Source organism: bacterium (genome assembly GCA_018814885.1).
GTDB lineage: Bacteria > Krumholzibacteriota > Krumholzibacteriia > LZORAL124-64-63 > LZORAL124-64-63 > JAHIYU01.
In genome coordinates this window covers 1-22,442 of the sequence record JAHIYU010000127.1, presented here as the reverse complement: position 1 = coordinate 22,442, position 22,442 = coordinate 1, and the positions used below count along the sequence as shown (strand labels likewise).

23 protein-coding genes are annotated in these 22,442 nt (G+C 67.0%); 14 read left to right on the top strand and 9 right to left on the bottom strand.

Annotated elements, in window-relative coordinates:
* Positions 1-3 precede the first annotated feature (3 nt).
* The 7 genes from KJ554_09055 to KJ554_09025 are packed head-to-tail and all read left to right on the top strand — an operon-like array spanning position 4 to position 8,269.
* On the top strand, positions 4-1,329 hold the full coding sequence (locus tag KJ554_09055) for a PorV/PorQ family protein (GenBank protein MBU0742481.1): 1,326 nt from the start codon (positions 4-6) through the stop codon (positions 1,327-1,329).
* Entirely contained in the window at positions 1,326-4,334 is a 3,009-nt protein-coding gene (locus KJ554_09050; GenBank protein MBU0742480.1) for a tetratricopeptide repeat protein, read from the top strand. The genes KJ554_09055 and KJ554_09050 overlap by 4 nt, the downstream gene beginning before the upstream one ends.
* Before the next feature lie 29 nt (positions 4,335-4,363).
* A complete protein-coding gene (locus tag KJ554_09045) occupies positions 4,364-5,086 on the top strand; it encodes a MotA/TolQ/ExbB proton channel family protein (GenBank protein ID MBU0742479.1) in 723 nt (240 codons plus the stop codon).
* A gap of 14 nt (positions 5,087-5,100) precedes the next feature.
* Complete coding sequence (locus tag KJ554_09040) at positions 5,101-5,535, top strand: biopolymer transporter ExbD (GenBank protein ID MBU0742478.1); 435 nt, start codon at positions 5,101-5,103, stop codon at positions 5,533-5,535.
* Entirely contained in the window at positions 5,532-5,942 is a 411-nt protein-coding gene (locus KJ554_09035; GenBank protein MBU0742477.1) for a biopolymer transporter ExbD, read from the top strand. The genes KJ554_09040 and KJ554_09035 overlap by 4 nt, the downstream gene beginning before the upstream one ends.
* A complete protein-coding gene (locus KJ554_09030) occupies positions 5,939-7,273 on the top strand; it encodes an energy transducer TonB (GenBank protein ID MBU0742476.1) in 1,335 nt (444 codons plus the stop codon). The genes KJ554_09035 and KJ554_09030 overlap by 4 nt, the downstream gene beginning before the upstream one ends.
* Before the next feature lie 57 nt (positions 7,274-7,330).
* Positions 7,331-8,269, top strand: a complete 939-nt coding sequence (locus KJ554_09025) for a hypothetical protein (GenBank protein MBU0742475.1) — start codon at positions 7,331-7,333, stop codon at positions 8,267-8,269.
* A 72-nt stretch (positions 8,270-8,341) separates the two neighbouring features.
* Here the strand turns inward: KJ554_09025 and KJ554_09020 are convergent, their stop codons facing one another.
* A complete protein-coding gene (locus KJ554_09020; GenBank protein ID MBU0742474.1) occupies positions 8,342-8,647 on the bottom strand; it encodes a hypothetical protein in 306 nt (101 codons plus the stop codon).
* A 364-nt stretch (positions 8,648-9,011) separates the two neighbouring features.
* On the opposite strand from KJ554_09020, the gene KJ554_09015 reads away from it, so the two are divergent.
* The 4 genes from KJ554_09015 (at position 9,012) to KJ554_09000 (ending at position 12,627) form a co-directional block, all read left to right on the top strand.
* Entirely contained in the window at positions 9,012-9,746 is a 735-nt protein-coding gene (locus KJ554_09015; protein ID MBU0742473.1) for a Crp/Fnr family transcriptional regulator, read from the top strand.
* Positions 9,747-10,174: 428 nt separating this feature from the next.
* Entirely contained in the window at positions 10,175-10,783 is a 609-nt protein-coding gene (gene rpsD / locus KJ554_09010; protein ID MBU0742472.1) for a 30S ribosomal protein S4, read from the top strand.
* A gap of 259 nt (positions 10,784-11,042) precedes the next feature.
* On the top strand, positions 11,043-11,720 hold the full coding sequence (locus KJ554_09005) for a hypothetical protein (protein MBU0742471.1): 678 nt from the start codon (positions 11,043-11,045) through the stop codon (positions 11,718-11,720).
* A 193-nt stretch (positions 11,721-11,913) separates the two neighbouring features.
* Positions 11,914-12,627, top strand: coding sequence for a hypothetical protein (locus KJ554_09000; GenBank protein MBU0742470.1), 714 nt, complete (start codon positions 11,914-11,916; stop codon positions 12,625-12,627).
* 78 nt (positions 12,628-12,705) lie between these two features.
* On the opposite strand, the gene KJ554_08995 is transcribed toward KJ554_09000, so the two are convergent.
* Both KJ554_08995 and rfaD read right to left on the bottom strand, forming a co-directional pair.
* Entirely contained in the window at positions 12,706-13,278 is a 573-nt protein-coding gene (locus KJ554_08995) for a DUF3228 family protein (GenBank protein ID MBU0742469.1), read from the bottom strand.
* Positions 13,275-14,246: an ADP-glyceromanno-heptose 6-epimerase gene (gene rfaD, locus KJ554_08990; GenBank protein MBU0742468.1), complete on the bottom strand. Its 972-nt coding sequence runs from the start codon at positions 14,244-14,246 to the stop codon at positions 13,275-13,277. The genes KJ554_08995 and rfaD overlap by 4 nt, the downstream gene beginning before the upstream one ends.
* A 119-nt stretch (positions 14,247-14,365) precedes the next feature.
* Here rfaD and KJ554_08985 point away from each other — a divergent pair, with 119 nt between their 5' ends.
* On the top strand, positions 14,366-14,839 hold the full coding sequence (locus tag KJ554_08985; GenBank protein ID MBU0742467.1) for an N-acetyltransferase: 474 nt from the start codon (positions 14,366-14,368) through the stop codon (positions 14,837-14,839).
* Here KJ554_08985 and KJ554_08980 read toward each other — a convergent pair whose 3' ends face one another.
* The 6 genes from KJ554_08980 to buk form a co-directional block, all read right to left on the bottom strand.
* Positions 14,840-15,571 carry a glycerophosphodiester phosphodiesterase gene (locus tag KJ554_08980; GenBank protein MBU0742466.1) on the bottom strand — a complete coding sequence of 244 codons (732 nt, stop codon included), beginning with the start codon at positions 15,569-15,571 and terminating at the stop codon, positions 14,840-14,842.
* Positions 15,526-16,236, bottom strand: coding sequence for an HPP family protein (locus tag KJ554_08975; protein ID MBU0742465.1), 711 nt, complete (start codon positions 16,234-16,236; stop codon positions 15,526-15,528). The genes KJ554_08980 and KJ554_08975 overlap by 46 nt, the downstream gene beginning before the upstream one ends.
* Complete coding sequence (locus KJ554_08970; GenBank protein ID MBU0742464.1) at positions 16,233-17,192, bottom strand: HDOD domain-containing protein; 960 nt, start codon at positions 17,190-17,192, stop codon at positions 16,233-16,235. The genes KJ554_08975 and KJ554_08970 overlap by 4 nt, the downstream gene beginning before the upstream one ends.
* Before the next feature lie 42 nt (positions 17,193-17,234).
* The gene (locus KJ554_08965) at positions 17,235-18,170 is read right to left on the bottom strand and encodes an HDOD domain-containing protein (protein ID MBU0742463.1); all 936 of its coding nucleotides are present in this window, start codon (positions 18,168-18,170) and stop codon (positions 17,235-17,237) included.
* Between the two features lie 147 nt (positions 18,171-18,317).
* On the bottom strand, positions 18,318-19,226 hold the full coding sequence (locus tag KJ554_08960) for a phosphate butyryltransferase (GenBank protein MBU0742462.1): 909 nt from the start codon (positions 19,224-19,226) through the stop codon (positions 18,318-18,320).
* Positions 19,227-19,231: 5 nt separating this feature from the next.
* A complete protein-coding gene (gene buk / locus KJ554_08955) occupies positions 19,232-21,490 on the bottom strand; it encodes a butyrate kinase (GenBank protein ID MBU0742461.1) in 2,259 nt (752 codons plus the stop codon).
* Between the two features lie 231 nt (positions 21,491-21,721).
* Between buk and KJ554_08950 the strand changes: the two genes are divergently transcribed.
* A complete protein-coding gene (locus KJ554_08950) occupies positions 21,722-22,276 on the top strand; it encodes a L,D-transpeptidase (protein MBU0742460.1) in 555 nt (184 codons plus the stop codon).
* Positions 22,263-22,442 (top strand): UDP-N-acetylmuramate--alanine ligase (locus tag KJ554_08945; protein MBU0742459.1); only part of this gene is annotated, 180 nt, incomplete at its 3' end. The genes KJ554_08950 and KJ554_08945, both read left to right, overlap by 14 nt.

The window sequence follows — 22,442 nt, the reverse complement described above, 5'->3', positions numbered from 1 at the left end:
GCAATGGGACGCCACAGCAACGACATCCAGATCCTGCAACGACGCGCTTCCCGCCTCGCCACGACGACCCTCTGCGCGCTGCTCGCGTTGACCTGCCTGTGCTGGGACGCGCTCGCCTCGTCCGATGCCGGCGCGCCCGGCGCCTTCCTGCGTTTCGGCAGCAGCGCCCGCAGCCTCGCCCTGGGCGGCGCCGTGGTGGCCCTCGGCGACGACGCGGCCACGGCCTACTGGAATCCGGCGGGACTGTCGCAGCTCCGGACCATGGAGCTGACGGCCATGAGCGCCTCCCTCTTCGCCGACACCAGGTACTCCTTCGTCTCCATCGGCATGCCGTCCGAGGGCAAGGGGACCTTCGCCTTCAGCGGCACCATCGTGTCCAGCGGCGAATTCCAGCGCGCCACCGAGATGTTCGACATGGACGACACCTTCAGCGAGCAGGAAGGCATATTCTCCCTGAGCTACGCCCGCGGCGGCAGCCGCCTGGGCTGGGGCTTCACGGTGAAATCGGTCTCGCAGGACATCGGCGGCTCCAACGGTTCCGGTTTCGGCGCCGACGTGGGCCTCTACCTGCGCCCCGACCGCCGCTTGAGCCTCGGGCTGAGCTACCAGAACGCCCTGCAGCCCGAGATCACCCTCGAGGAAGTACCCGAGAAGCTGGCGCGCACCCTGCGCGGCGGCGCCGCCCTGCACTTCTTCAACAACCGCTTCCTGGTGCTGACCGACCTGGTCAGGACCGACTTCATGGATCTCGACTTCCAGGGCGGCCTCGAGGCCTGGCCCCTGCGCCAGCTCGTGCTGCGCGGCGGCTACGACACCGTGCGCGAGCAGACCAGCTTCGGCGCCGGCATCCGCTGGCAGGAGTGGCAGCTCGACTACGCGCACGTCTCCCACGATCTGGGGTCGACCACGGTGGTCGGCGCCACGATGCGCTTCGGCATCGCCGACGGCGTCGCGATCCGGGGCGACCGCGTGAGGTTCAGTCCCTCGGGCGACGACCACAACGTGTCGTTCGGCATCGTTACCGCCCTGCGCGGCGAGATCGCCGAATGGAGCGTCGAGGTCCGCGACGAGAAAGGCGCGCTCGTGCGGCGGCTCTTCGATGAGGGCCCGCCGCCCCCCGACGTGACCTGGAGCGGCGAGGACGAGAACGGCCGTCTGGTCAACGACGGTCTCTACACCGCGACGGTCACCGTAATCGACGATCTCGGCCAGTTCTGGGACCACGAGGTCGCGGTGGAGATCCTGGGCTTCCGCAACCGCACCCGCACGCCTATCCGCATCGACATCAGCGGCTCCGAAGGCCGCAAGACCGGAGAGGGAAATCGATGAGACGTACCCAGTCCATCTGGCGCCTGTTGCTGGCGACGCTGCTGTTCGTCGCGCCCGCCGTCGCGGCGGAGGAGGAGCAGCTGGTCATGAGCGAGGAGGCCCTGTGGTCGGCCGCCGGCGAAGCCTATGTCGCCGACGCGGACAAGAGCGCCGCCCTGCAGCAGTACCGGCTCTTCCTCAACAGGTACGACAATAGCCAGCGCGCGGCCCGCGCCCAGTTCATGGTCGCCGAGTGCTACTTCGCCAACGGCGAATACGAGACGGCCCTGCGCGAGTACGATCGCGTCGAGAAGTACAAGGGCAAGAACGACTACCTGAAGGCCAGCGCCATGCTGCGCATGGGCGAGTGCCAGAACAACCTGGGCCGCCTGCCCCTGGCCCTGCAGACGTTCACGCTCTTGGCCGAGAAATACGGTCACACCTTCCTCCAGGGCGAGGCCCTGTACGCCATGGGGCAGGTGCAGGCCGCCATGCAGAACTGGCGCGGCCTGTCGAAGACCTACCAGCGCCTGCTCGAAAGCCGGCCCGGTTACCGTGAACTGCCTCGCGTCAAGTTCGCGCTGGGTCTCTACGCCTACGTCGAGGGGGACTACGAAACCGCCGCCGAGCACTTCTCGGAAGTGAAGAGCGACCTGGGGCTCTACTACCTGGGCCGCTGCCTGGAGGCGTCCGGCCAGTACATCCTGGCGGTGCAGCGCTACCGCCAGTCGCTGCGCCTCTATCCCGAGAGCCACCTCTCCGACGACATCGCCTTCAGCATCGGCGAGGCCTTCTACAACAGCGACCAGAACAACGTGGCGCTGCGCAGCTATCGCGATTTCCTGGAACAGTATCCCGACAGCCGTTTCGCGCCCATCGCCCTCTACAAGGAGGCCTGCGTCTACTACCGCATGGGGGACTACAGCGAGTGCATCCGCAAGCTGGAGGATCTCTGCGAGAAGCTGGAGGGCGAGCCCATCTGCGCCCCTTCGCTTTACCTGATCGGGACGGCGTACATGCAGATGGGGCGCACCTCCCACGCCATCTTCGCCTTCACCGAGGTGGTGCGCGGCTACGACGACTCCGAGCTGGCCAGCGCGGCCATGCACAAGATCGTCTACGCCTATGCCCACGAGAAGAACTACCCCCAGGCGATCCTCATGGCCCGGGAATTCCTGGACCTGTTCCCCGGCGACGAGCTGGCGGCGCGCGTGCAGGTGCTCAAGGGCTACGCCCACCTGGAGCTGGAGGAGTACGACCTGGCGGTGCGCGAATTCCAGAACGTCCTGGACCGCCACGTCAACACGGAGGTCGGCGAACGGGCGCTGTTCCTGGCCACCTCCGCCTACACCAAGCTGGAGCAGTTCGACCGCCTGATCACCAACTACCACTTCATAGCCAACCGGCTGCTGCCCACGCCCAGCGTCTGGCGGGCGCGCACCTACTACCATCTCGGCGAGGCCTACTACAATCAGCAGCTATACCGCGAGGCCGGCGGCATGTACCGCCTCGTGCTGACGGGCTACCCGCGCAGCGACGTGGCCGCCGCCAGCCTGCAGGGGCTGGTCGCCAGCTACAGCCAGGTCGGCGAGTACGAGCTGGCGCTGCAGGAGCAGGAGAAGTTCCTCCTGGAGCTGGCCAACGCCGACAGCGAGGAAGGCGGGAACTCCCTGGCCCTCGGCTCGCTCTACTTCAACCAGCACAACTACGAGGAAGCCCTCGAGGCCTTCACCAAGTACATCGAGCGGAATCCCGACAGCCCCGCGTCCGCCGCCGCGCTGCTCAACCAGGGCGACTGCTTCTACCGCCTCCAGTACTACGAGAACGCGGTCGAGGTCTGGAACGATCTGGCGACCCGGTTCCCGCGCGCTCCCGAGGCAGAGGAGGCCATGTACAAGCTGGCCGACACCCGTTTCGGCCTGGGCCGCTTCGATGAGGCCCGCTCGAGCTACGCCACCCTGCAGCAGCGCTACCCCGAGGGTCCCTACGCCGCCGACGCCGCCTTCGGCCTAGCCAACTGCTACTACAACCAGCAGTTGGACGACCAGGCCATCGAATCTTTCCAGATATTCGTTCGGAACTTCCCCGAGGACCCGCGCGTGGAGGACGCCGAGCTGGGCATCCAGTCCTCTTACTACCGTAGCGGCAGGGACATGGAGGAATACCTGGGCACCCGTCCGGACAGTCCTCTCGCGGCGGACTATTACTGGACTAAAGGTCAAAACGCATTTGCCGAAGATAAGTACGAGACAGCAGCCAGGTACTTCGAGCAAGTGACCCTGGACTACGCGGATAGCGAGAGCGCGCCGGGCGCCCTCTTCTATCTGGCCGAGAGCTACTACCGCATGGAAGAGAACAACGTGGCACAGGCGGTCTACCGGAACTTCATCACCACCCATCCCGATCACGAGCTGGTGGGGTTGGCGCGGTTCCGTCTGGGTACCGTGCTCTACAAGATGGAGGACTACCCCGCGGCCGCGGTGCAATACGAGATGCTGGCCGACCTCGAGCCGGACGGCCAGTACTCGCCCCTGGCCCTGTTCAACGCGGGGCTCTGTCACCAGGAGCTGGAGGACTGGCCGGCCGCCATCGGCGTGCTCGTCCGCTTCCAGATCGACTACCCGGATCACGAGCGGGCCCAGGGCATCGCCTACCAGATCGCGACCCTCTATCAAAACGAGCTGGGCGACTACCAGAACGCCATCGGAGCGTACCATCAGGTCCTCGAGAGGGGCGAAGCCGGCATCGAGGAGATCGGCTACCGGCAGGGCGAGTGCTACGAGAAGCTGGGGCGCTACGAAGAGGCCCTCGCCAGCTACGAGATGTCCGCCGGCGGGGCGGACCGCACCGCGCCCCACCGCATCGCGAGCCTGGCCCAGATCGGCCAGCTGAGCGAGGAGAGGGGCGACTGGAACACGGCGATCCAGGCCTATACGCGAATCGTCAATGCGAACGGAAAGCCTGAATGGACGGCGATGGCCCAGGGCCGCATCGCCGAGATCCAGGCGCAATCGACCGGCAACTAGCCGGCGCAACCCGAGAGGACGAAAAAACCATGCTGGGAATGTCGCTCGTAGAACTCTTCTTGGCCTCGCCGACGATGGTCGTGTTGCTGTTCTGTTCTGTGCTCACCGTGGGCTTCGCCATCGAACGCGCCCTGTACTTCATGAAGACCAGGGCCAACGCGCCGAGGTTCCTGAAAGAGCTCACCAAGCAGCTCAAGAGTACCGACCTCAAGTCCGTGCTGGGCTGGTGCCAGAAGCAGAAAGGCTCCGCGCCGCGCGTGGTCAGCCAGTGCCTGCCCTATCTCAGCATCGACCCGGCCGAGCTCAAGCAGCGTTTCAACACCGCCATCGAGATGGAACAGGTGGAGATGGAGCGCAACCTCAGCGTGCTCGGCACAATGAGCAACATCGCTCCCTTGCTGGGTCTCTTCGGCACGGTCATCGGCATCATCCGCGCCTTCGCCGACATCGCCCGCACGGGCGCCGGCGGCAGCGCCGTGGTGGCCATGGGCGTGTCGGAGGCCCTGCTCACGACGGCCGCGGGCATCGTCGTCGCCGTGATCGCCACGATCTGCTTCAACCTGTACGTCCGCCGCATCCGCACGCGGGTGATCGAGCTGGAGGACGTCCGCGAGGAGTTCTTCAACATCATGCGCGCCACGGTCTGGAACCGCCAGAAGGCGGCTGCGCCCGAATCCACCGGGCACAGCGCCGACAAGATCTACGAGGCGGTCAGCGAGTCCACGCAGGAACCGGTCACCGCGGACAAGTAGGAAGCGAGGCGAACATGACGGGTGTCAAACGATCGGGCATGCGCGAGGAGAACTCCGCTAACATCACGCCGCTGGCCGACGTGACGACGACCTTGATCGTGGTCTTCCTGATCACCATGCCCGCCATCATGGGCAACGGGATCCAGGTCAACGCCACGCGGGCCGAGGCGAGCGAGACGGTGGTCACCACCAGGGAGCAGAACGACGACGAGATGCTCATGGTGACCGTCGCCCCGGAGGGCATCAAGGTCAACGGCGACGAGGTGGTCCTCGCCGAGCTGGAGGACCTGTTGCGGGTCCGCCTCGAGTCGCGCGTCGACAAGACCGTGGTCATCGTTCCCAGCGACTTCGTGAAACTGGGCGACGTGGTGGACGTCATGGACGCCGCCAAGGGCGGCGGCGCCCGCAGCCTGGCCCTGCTCAACAGGAAGGAGGGGGACGGCCGATGAACGTATATCGCTACGAGACGAAGGTCGACGTGGTGCCGGTGATCAACGTCTCCCTGGTGGTCGTGCTGACGCTGATGATCATCTCGCCGTTCCTGAACGACACGGCGTGCGAGGTGGAGTTGCCGGAGGCCCGGGCGAGCCAGATGGACGATACGGAGAAGACCGAGATCATATACACGCTCGAGGGCGACATCTTCATCGGCGAGGTACAGGTGGCGCTGGAGGACCTGCAGTCGCTGCTCACGCCGCTGTTCGAGGACAACCCCGACGCGATAGCCGTCGTGAAGGCCGACAAGAGCCTGCTCTACGGAGACGTGGAACGCCTGCTCGCCGAGGTGGAGGCGGCCAAGGCGCCGCGCATCTCAATCGCCACCGGCAAGAAGGGCGAAGGGGGGAGCGGCTCGTGATGATGCGCTGCGCCATCAACCGCAAGGCCGCGACCACGGGCGGGTTCACCACCAGCGTCGTCATCCACGGCGGCCTGCTGCTGCTGGTCTTCCTGCTCATGCGCATGGGCCCGGCCGGCGTGGTGGAGGTCATGGACGAACTCACCGAGATCGCCTACATCGAGGCGAGGTACGGCGAGGACGTGGCCAAGCAGGTGCGCCTGAAGACCAAGCCCCAGCAGATCGTCGAGAAGAAGGCACCGGTCGAACAGGAGCTCGAGGAGGTCAAGCCCGTCGAGCCCGACGTCCCCGAGCCCCAGTCCACGCTGCAGAGCAGGCCCCTGCTGAAGACCATGCCCAAGCTCGACACCCGCACGGTGCTCAAGCCGAAGACCCTGACCGAGATCGAGGCGCCCAAGCTGACGCCCGAACAACAGCGCCAGTTCCTGGACACCACGTCGCGCACCCTGAACGCGAAGAAGTTCGCCGAGGCGGCAGTGCCCGGCTTGAACACCGACGCCCTGCGCAACCCCTCGGCCCTGGCCGACGACATCGCCGCTCCCAACCTGCGGTCCCGGGAGATGACGTCCGCCTTCGAGGGCGACAACGTGGCCCTGGTGGGCAGGAAGAGCAGTCTCGACCTCAGCGAGGTAGACTTCGCGGTCGGCGCCAGCGGCTCCGGCGGCGGACGCATGGCCCTGCAGATCGCCACGGGCGGCAGCGAGGACGGCAATGCCGGCCTGGTCGGCGGCAACCTGGAGGCGGGACAGGAGATCTACCAGGGGTCGGTCGCCGACCTGGTCCAGACCGCCAAGTCCAACGAGTTGCACAGGGCCCTGGAGGTCGACGCCCCCGAGGCGCCGGTCGACAACAGCACCGGCCGCCGCACGCTGCTCGACTACGGCGGCGGCGGCGTGAGCGGCAAGTCGAACCTCTCGGGGCGCCAGCCCGCCCTGACCGAGGCGCCGAACGCCACGGACATCGCCGACGCCGGGCCCGCCGTCCCGGAACCGGTCCAGTTCGCCGACGCCGCGTCCGATGCCATGGGCGGCCAGGGCGTGTCGATGACCGTCAGCGGCCAGATCGTCGGGCGCAAGATCGTTCAGAGCACGCCCCCGGACTACAGCGAGGCGGCGCGGCGCAACGGCTGGGAAGGGGTGGTGGCCGTGCACTTCACGGTCCTGCCCAACGGCAGCGTCAAGGACAACATGTACTTCGAACAGACCTCGGCCCATCGCGACCTGAACCGGGCCGCCATGACCGCCATCAAGCAGTTCCGTTTCGAACCGTTGAGCGCAGACATGCGTGTCGAGCAGTGGGGGGTGATCACGATCGTCTTCCGCCTGAGCTGACGCTCGGGACGAAAACAACCCCATAGCTGGAATTACCTGAGTCAAAGGACACACATCATGACTCACACCGACCTCAGGGGATTCATCATCATCGCCGCGTGCGGCTGCCTCCTGCTCGGCAGCGCACCGGCCCCCGCCTGGACGGAGCAGGACGCCACCCTGGACGAAGGCCTTCCCGAGATGGTCGTGGAAGCCGAGAACCAGGTAGAGCAACAGATCCGCAAGACCACGCACGACGTATCGTTGAGCGCGGCCATCATCGACACCTTCTTCTCGGCGCCGGACGAGTTGATCCTCGCGATCAGCCCGGTCGAGGGCCTGCAGCCCTTCCTGAACAACCCGGAGACCATGGCCAGCGACCAGGTGCCCCATCCCTGGCTGCGCGATCCGGCTGTCGCGCCCGTGGTCACCTTCTACCCGCAGGATCCGGAGGGACACAAGGCCCGCTTGTGGTCCTTGACGGTCACCGATTTCCGGGGCGCCACCTTCCGCGAGTTCAAGGACGGGGGCAAGCCGCCCAAGTCCCTGAACTGGGACGGGCGCGGCAACCGGGGCGAGATCCTGCAGGTGGGCTATCCCTACAGCTACATCTTCAGCGTCACCGACAAGGGGACCAACACCTACAACCACGCCGGCGTCAGCTTCCGCATCCCCGCGGTGGACTACAAGGAAGGCATCGAGCGCCGGCTGGACTTCACCGGCGACGAGGTCTTCAAGCGCGGCGGTTCGCACCTGAGCGAGACCGGGCGCGGCTGGTTGACGCGCGCCGCCGACCAGATCCGGCAGGATCACCCGCGGGCGCCGCTGAAGGTCGTCGTGCAGGCCGAGAGCAAGCGACTGGCCGAGGACCGGGCCAAGATTGTCGCCGAGTTCCTGGCCGAGAGCATGGTGCTGGCGGAGAGCTGGATCGGCGTGGAGGGGCTCGCTAAACCGGACCTGCGCTCCGAGATGGACGGGTCGGTCAGCATCCGCGTCACCCACGCCGACGAGAGCTGAGCCGGGGCGACGCGCATGAAAAGGCGCCGCGACGAGCGGCGCCTTTTCGTGCAGCGCGCCGGTGGCGCGGGTTCACCCGATGCGCCGCCAGTGCCCCGTGACCCGGACGCGCGGGCAGCCGGGACGCTTGGCGTAATGCCCGGGCACCCAGACGTGTTTGCCCAGGACGGGCCTGGCGGGCCGCACCACCACGATCGCCTGCACCGGCACGGCCCTGACGACGACCCTGGGGGCCACCACGATCCGCGGCTTGGCGATACGCACGCGGACCGCGGCGTCGGCGGCGCCGGGCAGCGCCGCGGACACGCCGATCACGGCGATCGCGGCAACGAGAGCGTTTCGCAGCAGGCTCTTGATTTTCGATGTTCCGGTCTTCATGTCGTATTCCCTTCGTAACGGCTGTCGTTCTGCTGACGTGAGTGATCCACGGGTTGCAGGAGGGGTGCCGCGCCCGGTTCGAAATCCAGATTCGGTCCTATCGGTTGTCACGCAGCCAGATACATGTCCGTCGCGGGATCGGGACCGTCCCCCGGAAGCGATGTGAGGTGTATCTGCATGTTCAAGAATGTGGAGCTGGGGACGGTCCGGGAGAATAACGGGTGTTGAACAAATCGTCTCGATGCTGGAGAATCGGACCCGTCGCCCGTAGGATCACCCGCCTTCCACCCACAGGAATCGGGACTTCGTTCAAGGCCGGATTCAAACGTCGCGCCGTAAAATCCGTCTGGGAGGACGTCTCGCCATGGCATCCATCGCTCGCAAGGAACAGCTCGAGTTCATGCTGGACAGCCCCTTCGGCCGGCGCATGGGCCGGGAGATCTGCGCGGCCATGCTCGAATACGCCGAGACGATCGAGGCCAAGGCCGACGAGGTGATCATCGAACAGGGCGCCTCCCCGCGGGGCCTCTACATGGTCATCGAGGGACAGGTGAAGCTGCTCCGGTCGGGGCCGGGCTACCGCGAGCACATCGTCCACCTGGCCGAAGCCCACGCCATGTTCGGCGAGGGCGCTCTGTTCCTGCAGGGACATCCCGTGGCCACCGTGGCCCTGCAGGACTCGCGCCTGCTCCTGTTCCCGCGCGAGCCGTTCCTGTTGACCATGGCGGCCTATCCCGAGCTGCAACACTACATCATGCGGGTGATGGCAGGCTGGATCTCGCAACTGGTCGAGAAGATCGACCAGCTCACCCTCTGCGACGGCGCCCAGCGCCTGGCCCGCTATCTCGTGGGCCTGCACGAGCGCAGCCCCTACGCCGACTACGTGACCGGCGCCCACGTCGACCTGCCCACACGCAAGCGGGACCTGGCGACCATGCTGAACATGAACCAGCCGTCCCTCTCCCGGATCTTGCGGCAGCTGCAGGACGCCGAGTTGATCGACGTGCAGGGCCGACGCGTGGTGCTGAAGGACATGGAAGCCCTGCGGGGCATGGCGCGCATGCCGACCACGGATGCGCCGCGGCGGGATTTCGACTGATATGGAATTGCCTTCGAGATGGTGTCCGCTCATTCCGGATGGAGGGGACGCCCTGGGTGGATTCCCCCCCCTCTTCCGGGGGTCGCTCGCCGGTCACTTCCTGTGGCAGGCTCGCTCGGCTTCCAGGTCCCTCCGCCCTCCTGGCTCCGGGGACTTCCGGACGCCCCCGGAAGAGGGGGAGTTCACCCAGGACTTCGCCTCTGATCCGCAGTGCGCGGAGCCCGACGCCTTGACATTTCCCCCGTCCGCCCCTATCCTTGCCGGTTCCGGGCCGAATCGGACCCAGGTGTTGGATGCGTGTGTGCGGTGCCGCCTGACGCGGCGACGAACCGGCCTCACGCCCGCCGGCCCGGTATGCGATCCGCCGTCAATCCAAGCCAATCCGTCACGACGGCCGGTCGCCCGCACATACGCCCCGGAGGCATGCCTTGAAGTACAACGGACCCAAGATCAAGAAGGCGCGCGCGCTCGGCATCGCGCTGACGCCCAAGTCCGAGCGCTACCTGGACCGCAAGCCCTATCCGCCCGGACAGCACGGACGGATCCAGCAGTTGCGCCGCCGCAAGATGTCCCCGTACAAGACCCAGCTGCTCGAGAAGCAGAAGCTGCGCAGCATGTACAACATCCACGAGCGCCAGATGCGCAACTCCTACGCCCGGGCCTCGCGCAAGGGCGACATGGTCAACACCCTGTTGCAGGAGCTCGAATCGCGCCTGGACGCCGTGGTGCTGCGCGGCGGCCTGGCCCGCAGCATCTACGCCGCCCGCCAGTACGTCGGCCACGGCCACCTGCTCGTCGACGGCAAGAAGGTGGACATCCCGTCCTACCGGGTGAAGCCCAACCAGGTCGTCTCGGTGCGCACGAAGAGCCGCAACATGGACTGCTTCCACATCGCCCTGGACACCGCCCAGGCCCCGCCGCCCTACCTGGAGCGCGACAAGAAGGCCATGTCGGTGAAGTACCTCTACGACCCCCCGCGTGAAGAGGTGCCCATCCTCTGCGAGGTGCCGCTAGTGATCGAGTTCTACTCGCGCTAGCCCGCCACGGGAACCAAGCGAACGGGGCCCGGAAGATCCGTCTTCCGGGCCTTGTGCGTGATTCGGGCTCTCGATACGGCATCTTCAGGTTATGCATTCGTGATCAAAAAACACCGCGTTCGTGACTTCTCGCCCGTGAATTGTGTTATAATCATGTTTCGCGATCAAAGCGAACGATCGGCGGCTCAGGGTCGCCGGCGCCCACTATTAGTCTGACCCGAGGGACCGCCCCACACCCTCGCAGGTGTTGGAGTACATGATGAAGAGATTCGTGACCATCTGCGGATTGTCGGTCCTGACGGCGGTCTCCGCCGCGGCCGGCACCATCCACGATATCCGGACGGGCCAGGTGCCCAGGGGCACTGTGGTCGAGGTCGACGGCGCGGTCGTGACGGCCGTCCAGAACGGCAGCTTCTCGGTGACCGAACTGCCCGCCGGGCCGTACAGGGCCATCTGGGTCTTCCTGGGCTCGGAGCCGGCCGTGAGCGCGGGCGACGTGGTCGATCTCAAGGGATTCTACCGCGACAACTTCGGACGCGACGAGATCAACCTGCTGTGGCCGCCGGACGCCGGCGTCGTCGTGACGGGCAGTGCGCCCTTGCCGGACATCCAGCTCACCACCACCGAGATCGCGGCCGATCCCGCGGCCTGGGTGAGCGCCATGATCACCATCACCGACGGCATGATCGTCATGGAAATGCAGCTGCGGGGGCAGTGGCGGGCCACTTCGGTCGAGACCAGTCTCGACGTGGTCTTCGACGATTATTTCTACGACTTCGCCACCGTCGGTCTGGGCGATTGCTACAACAACGGCTTCGGCCTCTACACCTGGCACGACGGCGCCTACGTCTTCAAGGTGCTGTCCGTGGCCCTGATCGATTGCACCATCGCCAACGAGGCGCTGTCCTTCGGTCAGTTGAAGGTGATCTACCGCTGACGGTCCAGATTTCGCTGTTACAGGGCCGCTCCCGTAGGGAAGCGGCCCTTTCATGTGTGACAATTCAGCGAGATGCGTCAATTTATCTGAGAATTGATGATCAAATGTGGTATGCTGACACTAACCGTCGAGTCATGACGAATAGGAGAATTCGTCGTGTCTTCTGGGTCCTACACGTGGGAGGAGTGACACCATGAAGAAGCTTGTTATCGTTCTAATGATCGCCGGCCTCGTTAGCACGGCCGCCGCCGGCACCATCATCGATATCCAGACCGGCGCCTACACCGTGGGTGACTTCGTCGAGGTCAGCGGGGCCGTCGTCACGGGCGTGTTGTCGAACGGGTTCTACATGAACGAGATCCCCAATGCCCCCTACTCCGGCATCTGGGTCTACACCGGCACCGGCAACCATACGGCCCTGGTCGGTGACGAGGTCGACGTGGGCGGGTACTACGAGGAGTACATCACGTCGGGCGGTTCGTCCCTCACCGAGATCAACGCCCATCCGACCGGTGTGGGCGCCTACGTGACCGTGATCGGCGAGCACATGGAATCGCTATATCCGATGCAGCTGACCATCGCCCAGTTCAACGCCGACCCCGAACCCTACGAGTGCTGCTTCGTGACGATCACCGACGGCATGGTCGTGACCGAAGTGCCGAACACGTACGGCGAATGGGATGTCGAGTCCTACGAGACGCCCGGCCAGTTCCTGGCCGTGGACAACTACTGGTACGACTCCAGCGGCGTGTTCCTGGGCCAGTGCTTCAACTGCGGCACGGGCATCATGCACGAGGACTACGGTGAGTACAAGATCCGCTTCTTCGAGAACGCCGTATGCGAGATCGACTGCGCCATCCCGAACGAGAACATGACTTTCAGCGACGTCAAGGCGCTGTACCGGTAGGTGAATCGACGCTTCCATCGCGAAGCCAGGGGCCGCGTACGACGGACGCGGCCCCGTTTTTCGGCCATCGCGTGGGTGTCAATCGCCGCCGTCGACGTGGATCCGGGCCCGGTCTCGCCAGTACCAGACGGCCGCGGCAAACTGCCCGGCCGTGTAGCGGCAAGGCGTGCCGCCTGGCTTGGCGAGCATGTTGCGGGCCATGGTCAAGGGGTCCATGGGCGCGTCGGCGACGGGAGCGGCGATGAGGCAGACGATCTCCCAGTCGCAGCCGGTGCTGCGTGCGCCGCCGTTCTCGAGCAGGGTGGCGGCGCTGTAGAGCACGACCGCCGCGTGGCGGGCCGGTTCGCGCTCGCCCTCGGCGCTGACCTCGACGTAGCCGTCCTCGTGGGTCTGGCGGCGGGTGAAAACGGCGTGCAGCGGCGTCGTCTCGTCGACCTCGACGGTGGCGCAGACGAAGCGTTCCGGCGGCACGGGCACCACCACCACCTCGGCCAGGCCGTCTCGTCCCTCGCCGGGGCGCCGGTCCCGCCAGTGGTCGCGGACCAGCCCGATCAGCGCGTCGTCGGTGCCCAGGAAGTGGCTGTGGGAAGTGCCGGGGCGGTAGCGCGCGGCGGCGAAGGCGCTCCAACCGATCGTCGGCGCCGCACTCACGATTCGACCGCCAGATGGTCGCACACGTAGTCGCGCACGCCGTCCTCGAGGCTCGTGAAGGCATTCCCGTAACCGGCGGCGCGCAGCTTGGTCAGATCGGCCTCGGTGTGGTACTGGTATTTCTCGCGCAGGTCCGGCGGCATCTGGATGAACTCGATGTCTGGCTCGCGTCCGGCGGCGACGAAGGTGGCGTTGGCCAGATCCGTCCAGGAACGCGCCCGCCCGGTGCCGCAGTTGAAGAGGCCGCCCGTGTCGCGGTCTTCCAGGAAGTGCAGGGTGACGTCCACGGCGTCGCGCACGTAGACGAAGTCGCGCACCTGCCCGCCGTCGGCGTATTCGGGCCTGTACGACTTGAAGAGTTCCACCTTGCCCTTCTCGACGATCTGGCCGTGGGCCTTGTTGACCACCGAGCGCATATCGCCCTTGTGGTCCTCCAGCGGGCCGTAGACGTTGAAGTACTTCAGGCCGACGATGCGTTCGAACAGTCCGTGCCGCAGCGCCCACAGGTCGAACATGTGCTTGCTGTAGCCGTACATGTTCAGCGGCCGCAGGGCGGGCGTCGCTGCATCGTCGTCGCTGTAGCCCCGCGAGCCGTCGCCGTAGGTCGCCGCGCTCGACGCGTAGACGAAGCGCACGCCGCGGCGCAGGCACCACTCGCAGAGGTCGCGGGTGTAGCGGTAGTTGTTGTCGGCCAGGTAGTCGGCGTCGGTCTCGGTGGTGGAGCTGCAGGCGCCCATGTGGACGATCGCGTCGACGTCGTAGGGCACGGTGTCGGTGAGCACGTCGTCGCGGAAGACGTCCTTGTCGACGAAATCCTCGAAGCGCAGGACGGCGAGGTTGCGCCACTTGTCGCCGTGGCGCAGGCGGTCCACGATCACCACGTCGTCCGCGCCGCGTGCGTTCAGCTCCCTGACGATGTTGGCGCCGATGAAGCCCGCGCCGCCGGTGACGATGATCGTGCCGCTCATGGCCGCTCCCTGCCGGGGTCAAGTTACGGTTCCAGGTGTCGAATCTACAGGCTGACGCGACGGCTGTCATGGGCTAGATTTCCCGGACGGTCGAACAGGCACGAACCACGGGAGACGCGATGGACTACCCGGTCAACGACAAGCAGGTGATCCGCGATTGCCGGATCGGCGAGGGGACCAGGATCTGGAACTTCGTCAACATGTACGAATGCGAGGTGGGCCGCGACAGCATGATCGGCACCTTCGTCGAGGTGCAGGCCGGCGTGAAGATCGGCGACAGGACCCGCGTCCAGAGCCACACCTTCATCTGCGAGATGGTCACGATCGGCGACGACGTCTTCGTGGGCCACGGCGTCATGTTCATCAACGACACCATGCCGCCCCAGGTCGACCGCGACAAGTGGCGCAGCACCACCATCGAGGACGGGGCGTCGATCGGCTCCAACGCGACGCTGCTGCCCGTGGTGATCGGCAAGGACGCCGTGGTCGGCGCCGGCGCGGTGGTCACCAAGGACGTGCCGCCGGGCGCCGTGGTGGCGGGCAATCCCGCGCGGGTGCTGCGGTACCGGGAGGGGTACGGGCCGGCGGACTGATCAGCGTGGGCGCAAGCCCGCCCCGATCACGTCCGGCGCGTCCGAGATCACCGCATCCACCCCCGCCGCCGCCAGCTCCCGCGCCCGCCCCGCGTCGTTGACCGTCCAGGCGTAGAGACGCTTGCCCGCCGCGTGCAGGACGCCGGCCAGCTCCGCCGTGATCGCGTCGTGCCGCACGGACAGGCCCACCGCCCCCAGCTCGTCCAGCAGCGCCACCGGGTCGGGACCGGGGGACTGGGTGATCACGCCCAGCCGGTGCCCGTCGGGCGCGGCGGCCATCTCCCGCAGGTAGCCGATATCGAAGGACTGGATCTCCAGGTGCAGCGCGTCCCGCCACGGCGACAGCTCGCGCCGCAGGTTCGCCCAGGACCGCAGGCCCTTGACCTCCACGCAGACCACGTAGCCGGGCCGGCGACGGGCCATCATCCCCAGCGCGTCGGCCAGCGACGGCACCTCGCCGCCGTACTTGGCCGGACGACCGCGCACCCGCGCGAGAGGCAGCTCGCGGAGCGGGCCGGCGGGCAGGTCGGGATCGTGATGCACGGCGAAACGGCCGTCGGCGGTCTCGTGCACGTCCAGCTCCACGCCGTCGGCGCACAGGTCCAGGGCCAGGTGGAAGGCCTCGAGGGTGTTCTCGGGCGCACGGGCGGAGGCGCCGCGGTGGGCGACCAGCAGCGGCCGGCGCGTCACGCCTGTCGGGTCTTGAAGGTTATGTCCCGCAATCGTTGCCATCGGTCCTCGTGGTCGGTGGTCAGTCCGGCCAGTTCACCGTAGCAGCGGACGGCCGTCGCGTCAGCCCGCCAGATCGGATAGGGCAGTCCGGCCAGCCAGCGCACCAGCGCCACCGCCTCGAGGGCGAGCAGCAGGGCCGCGGCCACCAGTCCCAGGGCCTGGAGCGGATCGAGGAAGCCCATGGTCGCGATCATGGCGCTCGCGGCGGCGGGGGGATGCTGGCAGCGCAGCATGATCATCAGGGCCGTGATCAGGCCCATGGTGACGATGATGGCCCACACGCGGGCGGCGCCGAGCGTGCCCGGGTTCATCAGACCGGCGCCGGGCCAGAGGTTGTCGAAGGCGTGCAGCACGAGCAGCCCGACGGCCACGGCGACGCTGTGGCCCATGACCAGGTTGCGCGGGCTTGCCGCCGGCGCCAGCGGCATGGTGAACAGGATGAAGGCCGAGGGGGCCAGCGGCGGGAAGAGCAGGGGCACGCGCGTCCAGATCGAGGCGGCCGTGATGATGCCCAGCGCCAGCGCGCCGCTGATCATGGCGTAGAGCATGATCAGGGGCCTGACGTCGTCGACGCGACGCAGCGCCGAGCGCAACTGAAGCCGGGAGATCCACCTCACCGCGCGATAGAGCGGGTGCTCGAGGGGAGATCCGCCGGTGCCGTTCACACGCATATCTCCTGCCCCAGTTTGCGGATCGCGTACGCGAGGCCGTCCAGTGTCCCGAGGGCGTGGCTGCTGGTCAGGCTGAACTGGGCGTATACGGCCTCGAAGTTCTGCCGGACCTCGTCGTAGATGCCGGGCCAGGCGTCTTGCGGCAAGGCGAGGGCGTGCCCGGCGAGTTCGATCATCCTGTCGCAGCGGGAATGGTCGCGCGCCAGGCTGCTCGGCAGCTGAGAGGCGACGGCGAGGCAGTCGGCCACCGAATCGTCCATGCCGTATTCCTTGATCTCGTCGCGGGTCAGCGTGTGGGCGCCGACCAGGCAGACCAGCTTCTCCGGGAAGTCCCACTTCTGCAGGATCCAGGCGCTGGCCTGGGCATGGTCCCAGCCGTAGGCGTCGCGCTCGAGGCGGGCCAGGTTGTGCTGCCCGCTGCGCCAGTTCTTCAGGATGGGTTCGTAGTAGTCGCGCCAGGTCGTCAGCAGCACCGGCACGGCCACGTCGGCCACCAGCATGGAGGTGAAGGCCTCTTCCTCCTCGCCCGGGCGCACGCGCCTGGCGATGGACTGGGCCAGCAGCGATCGCAGCAGCGTGTCGGTCCAGTAGGCCTCGTGGACGAAGAGGTCGCCCCCGGGTTTGGGCAGGGCTTCCAGCATGGAGTAGGACAGGATCACCGAACGGATGCGGTCGAAACCCAGCAGGGTGATGGCGTGCCTCACGCCCGTGACCTTGGCGCGCAGGGCGAAGAGGGATGAATTGACGGTGCTGACCACCTTGACGCTGAACTCCGGTTCGGCTGCGATGATGTTCTCGAGGACCGTCACGTCCGGCTCTTCCCTGTTCACCTCGTCCAGGACGCGCGACACCGCCTGGGGCAGCACAGGCAGTTTGGCATCCTTGAACATCTTGCCGAAGTTCCCGCTGGAAATGGCCGCATGCATCTTGATGGTGTTGATCAGTCCCATGAGTGGTGGACGATCCTTCCCCGCCGCGGCGGTTTCACTGGCTCATTCGCCGACGAGTTCTTCCAGGACTTCGAGCACTTTCGCGGCCAATTGGCCGTTGAGCTCGAATTCCTTGCAGATGGCGTCGAAGCTGTCGCGGATCTCCCGGTGGATATCCGGCCATTCCTTAGTGGTCAGGCCCAGTTCCTTGCGCATGACCCGGATCATGTTGCGCATGCGGCCCCGGCTCGGACGCAACGAGCTGGGCAGGTGGGAGGCGCACATCACCTGGACGGCCAGCGTCTCGCCGAAGCCCGACGCGCGGAGCTGCCCGGCGTCCATGTTGTGGGCGCCGGCCGCGCAGACCAGGGCCTCGGGGAATTCCCACTTGTGCAGGATCCAGGCGCTGGCCTGGGCGTGGTCCCAGCCCACATCGTGCCTTTCGAGCTGGGCCAGCTCCATGATGTTGCCCTGCCACTTGGCGAACACGGGCAGGTACTTCTCCTCCCAGGCCGTCAGCAGCACCGGTATGGAGATGTCCGCGAGCATCATGGCCGTGAAGGCCTCCTCCTCGGCGCCGGGTCGCGTGCGGCGGGTGATGCAGCGGGCCATCAGGGCGCGCAGGAGCGTGTCCGTCCAGAAGGCCTCGTGGTTGAAGAGCTTGTTCTTCGGCGGCTTCACCGCATCGAACATGGCGTAGGACAGCCCGATCGAACGGACGCGGTTCAGGCCCAGCATGGCGATGGCGTGACGGATGGTCTTGACCTGCGAGCGCAGCGCGAAGTGGGACGAATTGACCGTGCGCAGGATCTTGGCGCAGATCTGGGGCTCCGAGGAGATGATCTTCTCCAGGCGGCCGGTGTCGGGCTCGTCGCTGTTGATCTCGGCCAGTAGGCGCGAGACGGCGGCCGGCAGCACCGGTATCTCGATCTTGCCGAATTCCTTTTCGAAGGTCTGTCTGACGGATTCGGACTCCGCCTGCGCCGTCCTGTCGACCATGGTCGTCATCCTGGGCGGGGGGGTGCGGATTTTCGCGCGCTCGGTGTAGTTATCGGCAGGCAGGGGAGGGGGTTTAGCGTCCGCAGAGGACGAAAACAAGGCCGCGGATCATGTCCGCGGTCCCGCGGAAGGGCCGAACCGGGGCGTTCAGCCCGCCAGCCGGCAGCCGAAGGCGATCGAGAGGAACTTGGACTCCTCGCTGTCGGCCCGGGACGTCAGGACGCAGGGTGCGGTCGTACCGACCACGACGGCGGCCAGCCGCCCGCCCGCGAGCAGGGTGCCCGCCTTGTAGAAGACGTTGCCGCTCTCGATGTTCGGGAAGACCAGGATGTCGGCGGCGCCGCCGACGGGGGAGTCGAGTCCCTTGATCGTGCAGGCCTCCGGGGAGATGGCCACGTCCAGGGCGAGGGGGCCGTGCACGATGGCGTCGGGGAACTCCTCCGCGGCTTCCGCGGTGATCTCGGCGGCCTCGCCCGTGGCGGGCATCTTGAGGCTGACCTTCTCGCTCGCGGCGAGCAGGGCCGCACGCGGCCGCTCGATGCCGAAGCTGTGGGCGGCGTCCACGCAGTAGCGCAGGATCTTCTTCTTGGTCTGTTTGTCGGGCAGCGGGATGATGGCCACGTCGCTGACGAAGAGCAGCTTGCCGTGGCGCGCCACGTGGGCCGGCAGTTCCATCACCGTCAGGTGGGTCAGCACGGCGCCCCCGGGCAGCAGCCCGCGCTCCTTGTCCAGGATCAAGCGCATGTAGTCGCCTGTGCCGATCAGGCCCTTCATCAGGACGTCGGCCCGGCCATCGCGGACCATGTCGCGGGCGCGCGCGCCGGCGGCGCCGATCTCCGGCTCGTCGATCACCTCGAAAACGGAACGGTCGAGGTCCAGCTCGCCGCAGAGCTCGTCGATGCGCGCGCCGTTGCCCACGAGCGTGATCTCGGCGATGTGCTCGCCGGCGGCCCGCGCCGCCGCCCGGATGGTGTTGGGATCGTGGCCCGCGGCCACGACCACGCGCCGGCCGGGCTCGTCGCGCAGGGAGACGATCAACTCGTCGAGCGACCTGATGGTGTTCATCCCTTGATCTCCGGCGCGTAGGTGCGCGCGCCTTCCTTGCCGTTCAGAACCCGCAGCACGCCCATCACCAGGGCGTACATCTCGTTCTCGCCCGGGTAGACCGAGACGCCGCAGCAGGATGGCGGCAGGTAGGACTCGATGGCCGCGACCAGGGGCTCGCTGCGGGCCATCCCGCCGGTGAGCAGGACCCGGTCCAGCGGCTCTCCCTGGAAGGCGGGCAGCAGGCCGGCGATCTCCTTGGCGATCTGGTAGGCCATGGCCTCGAAGACCTCCCGGGCCCAGCCGTCGCCCCCGTCGATGCGCCGCTGCACCTCGCGCAGGTCGGCGGTGCCGAGCAGATCGATCAGGCCCCCGCGCCCCTTGTTGAGTTGCTTGAGATCCCCGTGGGTGTACTTGCCCGAGTAGCAGAGGTCGATGAGCTGCCCCGTGGGGAGGGAGCCGGAACGCTGTGGCGTGAAGGGCCCCTCGCCGTTCAGGCCGTTGTTGACGTCGAGGTAGCGGCCCCGGCGGTGCGCGCCGGCGGTGATGCCCCCGCCCATGTGGCAGACGATCACGTTGATGCTCTCGTAGAATGTCTCGTGCTCCTGGGCGTAGCGCTGGGCCGTGGCGATCTGGTTCAGCGCGTGGCTTATCACCAGCCGCCTGATCTCCTTCAGGCCGGTGATCTTGGCCCGCTCCCACACCTCGTCCACCACCACCGGGTCGACGATGTAGGCCGGCAGCTCGCGCCCGCGCGCGAGCTCGTCGGCGATCAGGGCGCCCAGGTTGGAGGCGTGCTCGCCGCCGATGGCGTCGCGCAGGTCGCTCAGCATGAGCTCGTTCACGTGGTAGGTGCCGTGGGGGATGGGCCTCACCAGCCCGCCGCGCGCGGCCACGGCGTCCAGGTCGTCCAGCGTCAGGCCGTGGGCCTCTAGTTCTTTCAGGATGACGTCCTTGCGGAACATGTGCTGGGCGGTGATCGGCAGGCTCTCGTAGGGCTCCATCTCGGCGGCGGAATGCTGCAGCTCGGTGGTGAAGCTCTCCAGGTCGCCTTCGTAGACGCTGATCCTGGTGCTTGTCGAGCCGGGATTGACGGCCAGGATGCGCCGGCGCGGGAAGAAGGTGTCCCTGGGCGTGCGGTCCCAGTGTCCGAACTTCTGCAGGCGCAGGATGCTGGCCTGGATCGCCAGCTCGGCGTCCTTGGCGGTGCAGTCCATGGGCAGATCGACGCCCTTGAAACGGATGCCGAACATCGCCGTGAACTTCTTGGCCTCCGGATAGCGCGCCGAGTACAGGTGGAAGAGCAGGTTGCCCAGGTCCAGGTTCGGCGCGATGATCACGTTGGTGCGGCCGCTGAGCGATTCCGCGTCGCCGCCCGTGTAGTACATGGCCGACCTGCGCGACAGCGCGGTCGAGATCTTCACCTCGCCCTCGATGTTGATCGATGCGTAGCGCTCGCCCATCTTGACGCGCTCGGCGAGGATATCCGGCACCAGGGCGGCTGCCCGGCGCACCAGTTCCGGCGACTCGCCCTCGTCGGATCCCTTGTGCGAATAGGACACGATGGCGCCGTTGATGATCGGCAGCACGTCCTCGGGAATGATGTCGCGCGCCACCGCGCAGGTGCCGACGGCGATGCGCGCCAGGGTCTCGGGGGTCATGGTCGCGTTCACGCCCACGTCGCCGAAGATCACGATGTTGTGGGGAAAGATGTCGGTGGGGTGCTCCGGCGGCAGCACGAAGACGCCGGCCTCGCACATCACCCGGTTGACCTGGAGCAGACGCAGCATGGGGCGGAAGTAGTCGCGCGGCCGGTGGGTCATGCCGCCGGCGACCATGTCCGCGTGGCCGCACCGCACCGCCATGATGCCGAACCGCGAGGGCTTCTTGTTGGCCTCGCGGGCTTCCTCCAGCGTCGACTCGCGCCGGAGCTCCTCGGGCAGGCACATGCACTCCCGGGCGAACTCGTCCAGCAGGTCGTCGTCGGCGGCCGGATCCACGAAGGTGGACGACTGCATCGTGAATTCCACGCGGGTGGGATCGAGATGGGCGAGGTCGTTCGCCACGACGCCGCGCACGTCTGATTCGGGCGCCAGGAACACCAGCCGCGCGAAGCGGGCCAGGTGGCAGGCCGCCTCGACGATGCGCGGATCGGTGGGCTCGGTCAGCACTACCGTCGGCCGGTTCTTCATCACGGCCAGGATCTGGTCCTCCAGGGCGCGTTCGATGTCGAAGATCGGCGGTTCGGTGGCTGGCGTGTCGGTCCGGTCCTGCATGGTCTGTCCCTCCGGGTCGTATCCCCGCCAATAGTGGTCAGAGACGGGCGCGTTATCAAATGGATGTGGCTTCGGAGTCGTGTCCACTCCCTGCGGATGACGGAGCTTTGCCCGTATCGGCATGAGAGGATGCAACCCCGAAGGCACGACATCGGGCAAGCTCGCCGTCGTTGCCCATCGCACGGTTGGGTGGTACGGTGTGCGTGGGCTGGACAGGAGAGGACCAACGCCATGGAGCGGCGCCACGACTCGACGTATGATACCGAAACCCTGGTCGCGGGGCGCGATCGCCTGCGCCGGATCCTGGGCGGCCTGCCGCCGCGCTGGCTGCTGATCAGCGTACCCGAACAGCGCCTGATCTGCATCGAGGACGGCGCGCCGGTGCGCAGCTACGGCATCTCGACAGCGGTGGCCGGTCTCGACGGCAGCGAAGGGTCCTTCGGTACGCCGCCGGGCGTGCACCGCATCGCCCGCAAGATCGGCGAGGGCATGGAACTGGGCACCTGGTTCAAGAGCCGCGAGCCCGTGGGCCGCTGGCGGCCAGGCGATCCGGCCGCGGAGGAGGACCTGGTGCTCACGCGCATCCTCACCCTCGACGGCTGCGAGGACGGCCTCAACCGCGGCGATGGCTGCGATTCCCTTTCGCGCTTCATCTACATCCACGGCACCAACCACGAGGACCGTATCGGCGAGCCGGTCTCCCACGGCTGCATCCGCATGAGCAACACGGATGTGATCAGCCTGTTCGAGCGGGTCGAGGAGGGGGACCCCGTTGTCGTCGTGTAGGGACCGGACATCGTCCGGATCTGCGCCCAGCTGTTTCTTCGCGGGTGTGGGCGGCAGCGGCATGTCCGCGCTGGCCCAGTACCATGCCTGGCGCGGCGGGCAGGCCCGCGGCAGCGACCGCGCCTTCGACCGGGGCGAGCGGAGCGCCGTACGCGCCGCCCTGGTG

What these genes read in the sequence shown, in the direction of transcription:
- KJ554_09055 (MBU0742481.1), top strand. Translation starts at nt 4, where the DNA reads ATGGGACGCCACAGCAACGACATCCAGATCCTGCAACGACGCGCTTCC.
- KJ554_09050 (MBU0742480.1), top strand. Translation starts at nt 1,326, where the DNA reads ATGAGACGTACCCAGTCCATCTGGCGCCTGTTGCTGGCGACGCTGCTG.
- KJ554_09045 (MBU0742479.1), top strand. Translation starts at nt 4,364, where the DNA reads ATGCTGGGAATGTCGCTCGTAGAACTCTTCTTGGCCTCGCCGACGATG.
- KJ554_09040 (MBU0742478.1), top strand. Translation starts at nt 5,101, where the DNA reads ATGACGGGTGTCAAACGATCGGGCATGCGCGAGGAGAACTCCGCTAAC.
- KJ554_09035 (MBU0742477.1), top strand. Translation starts at nt 5,532, where the DNA reads ATGAACGTATATCGCTACGAGACGAAGGTCGACGTGGTGCCGGTGATC.
- KJ554_09025 (MBU0742475.1), top strand. Translation starts at nt 7,331, where the DNA reads ATGACTCACACCGACCTCAGGGGATTCATCATCATCGCCGCGTGCGGC.
- KJ554_09020 (MBU0742474.1), bottom strand. Translation starts at nt 8,647, where the DNA reads ATGAAGACCGGAACATCGAAAATCAAGAGCCTGCTGCGAAACGCTCTC.
- KJ554_09015 (MBU0742473.1), top strand. Translation starts at nt 9,012, where the DNA reads ATGGCATCCATCGCTCGCAAGGAACAGCTCGAGTTCATGCTGGACAGC.
- KJ554_09005 (MBU0742471.1), top strand. Translation starts at nt 11,043, where the DNA reads ATGAAGAGATTCGTGACCATCTGCGGATTGTCGGTCCTGACGGCGGTC.
- KJ554_09000 (MBU0742470.1), top strand. Translation starts at nt 11,914, where the DNA reads ATGAAGAAGCTTGTTATCGTTCTAATGATCGCCGGCCTCGTTAGCACG.
- rfaD (MBU0742468.1), bottom strand. Translation starts at nt 14,246, where the DNA reads ATGAGCGGCACGATCATCGTCACCGGCGGCGCGGGCTTCATCGGCGCC.
- KJ554_08985 (MBU0742467.1), top strand. Translation starts at nt 14,366, where the DNA reads ATGGACTACCCGGTCAACGACAAGCAGGTGATCCGCGATTGCCGGATC.
- KJ554_08980 (MBU0742466.1), bottom strand. Translation starts at nt 15,571, where the DNA reads ATGGCAACGATTGCGGGACATAACCTTCAAGACCCGACAGGCGTGACG.
- KJ554_08970 (MBU0742464.1), bottom strand. Translation starts at nt 17,192, where the DNA reads ATGGGACTGATCAACACCATCAAGATGCATGCGGCCATTTCCAGCGGG.
- KJ554_08965 (MBU0742463.1), bottom strand. Translation starts at nt 18,170, where the DNA reads ATGGTCGACAGGACGGCGCAGGCGGAGTCCGAATCCGTCAGACAGACC.
- buk (MBU0742461.1), bottom strand. Translation starts at nt 21,490, where the DNA reads ATGCAGGACCGGACCGACACGCCAGCCACCGAACCGCCGATCTTCGAC.
- KJ554_08950 (MBU0742460.1), top strand. Translation starts at nt 21,722, where the DNA reads ATGGAGCGGCGCCACGACTCGACGTATGATACCGAAACCCTGGTCGCG.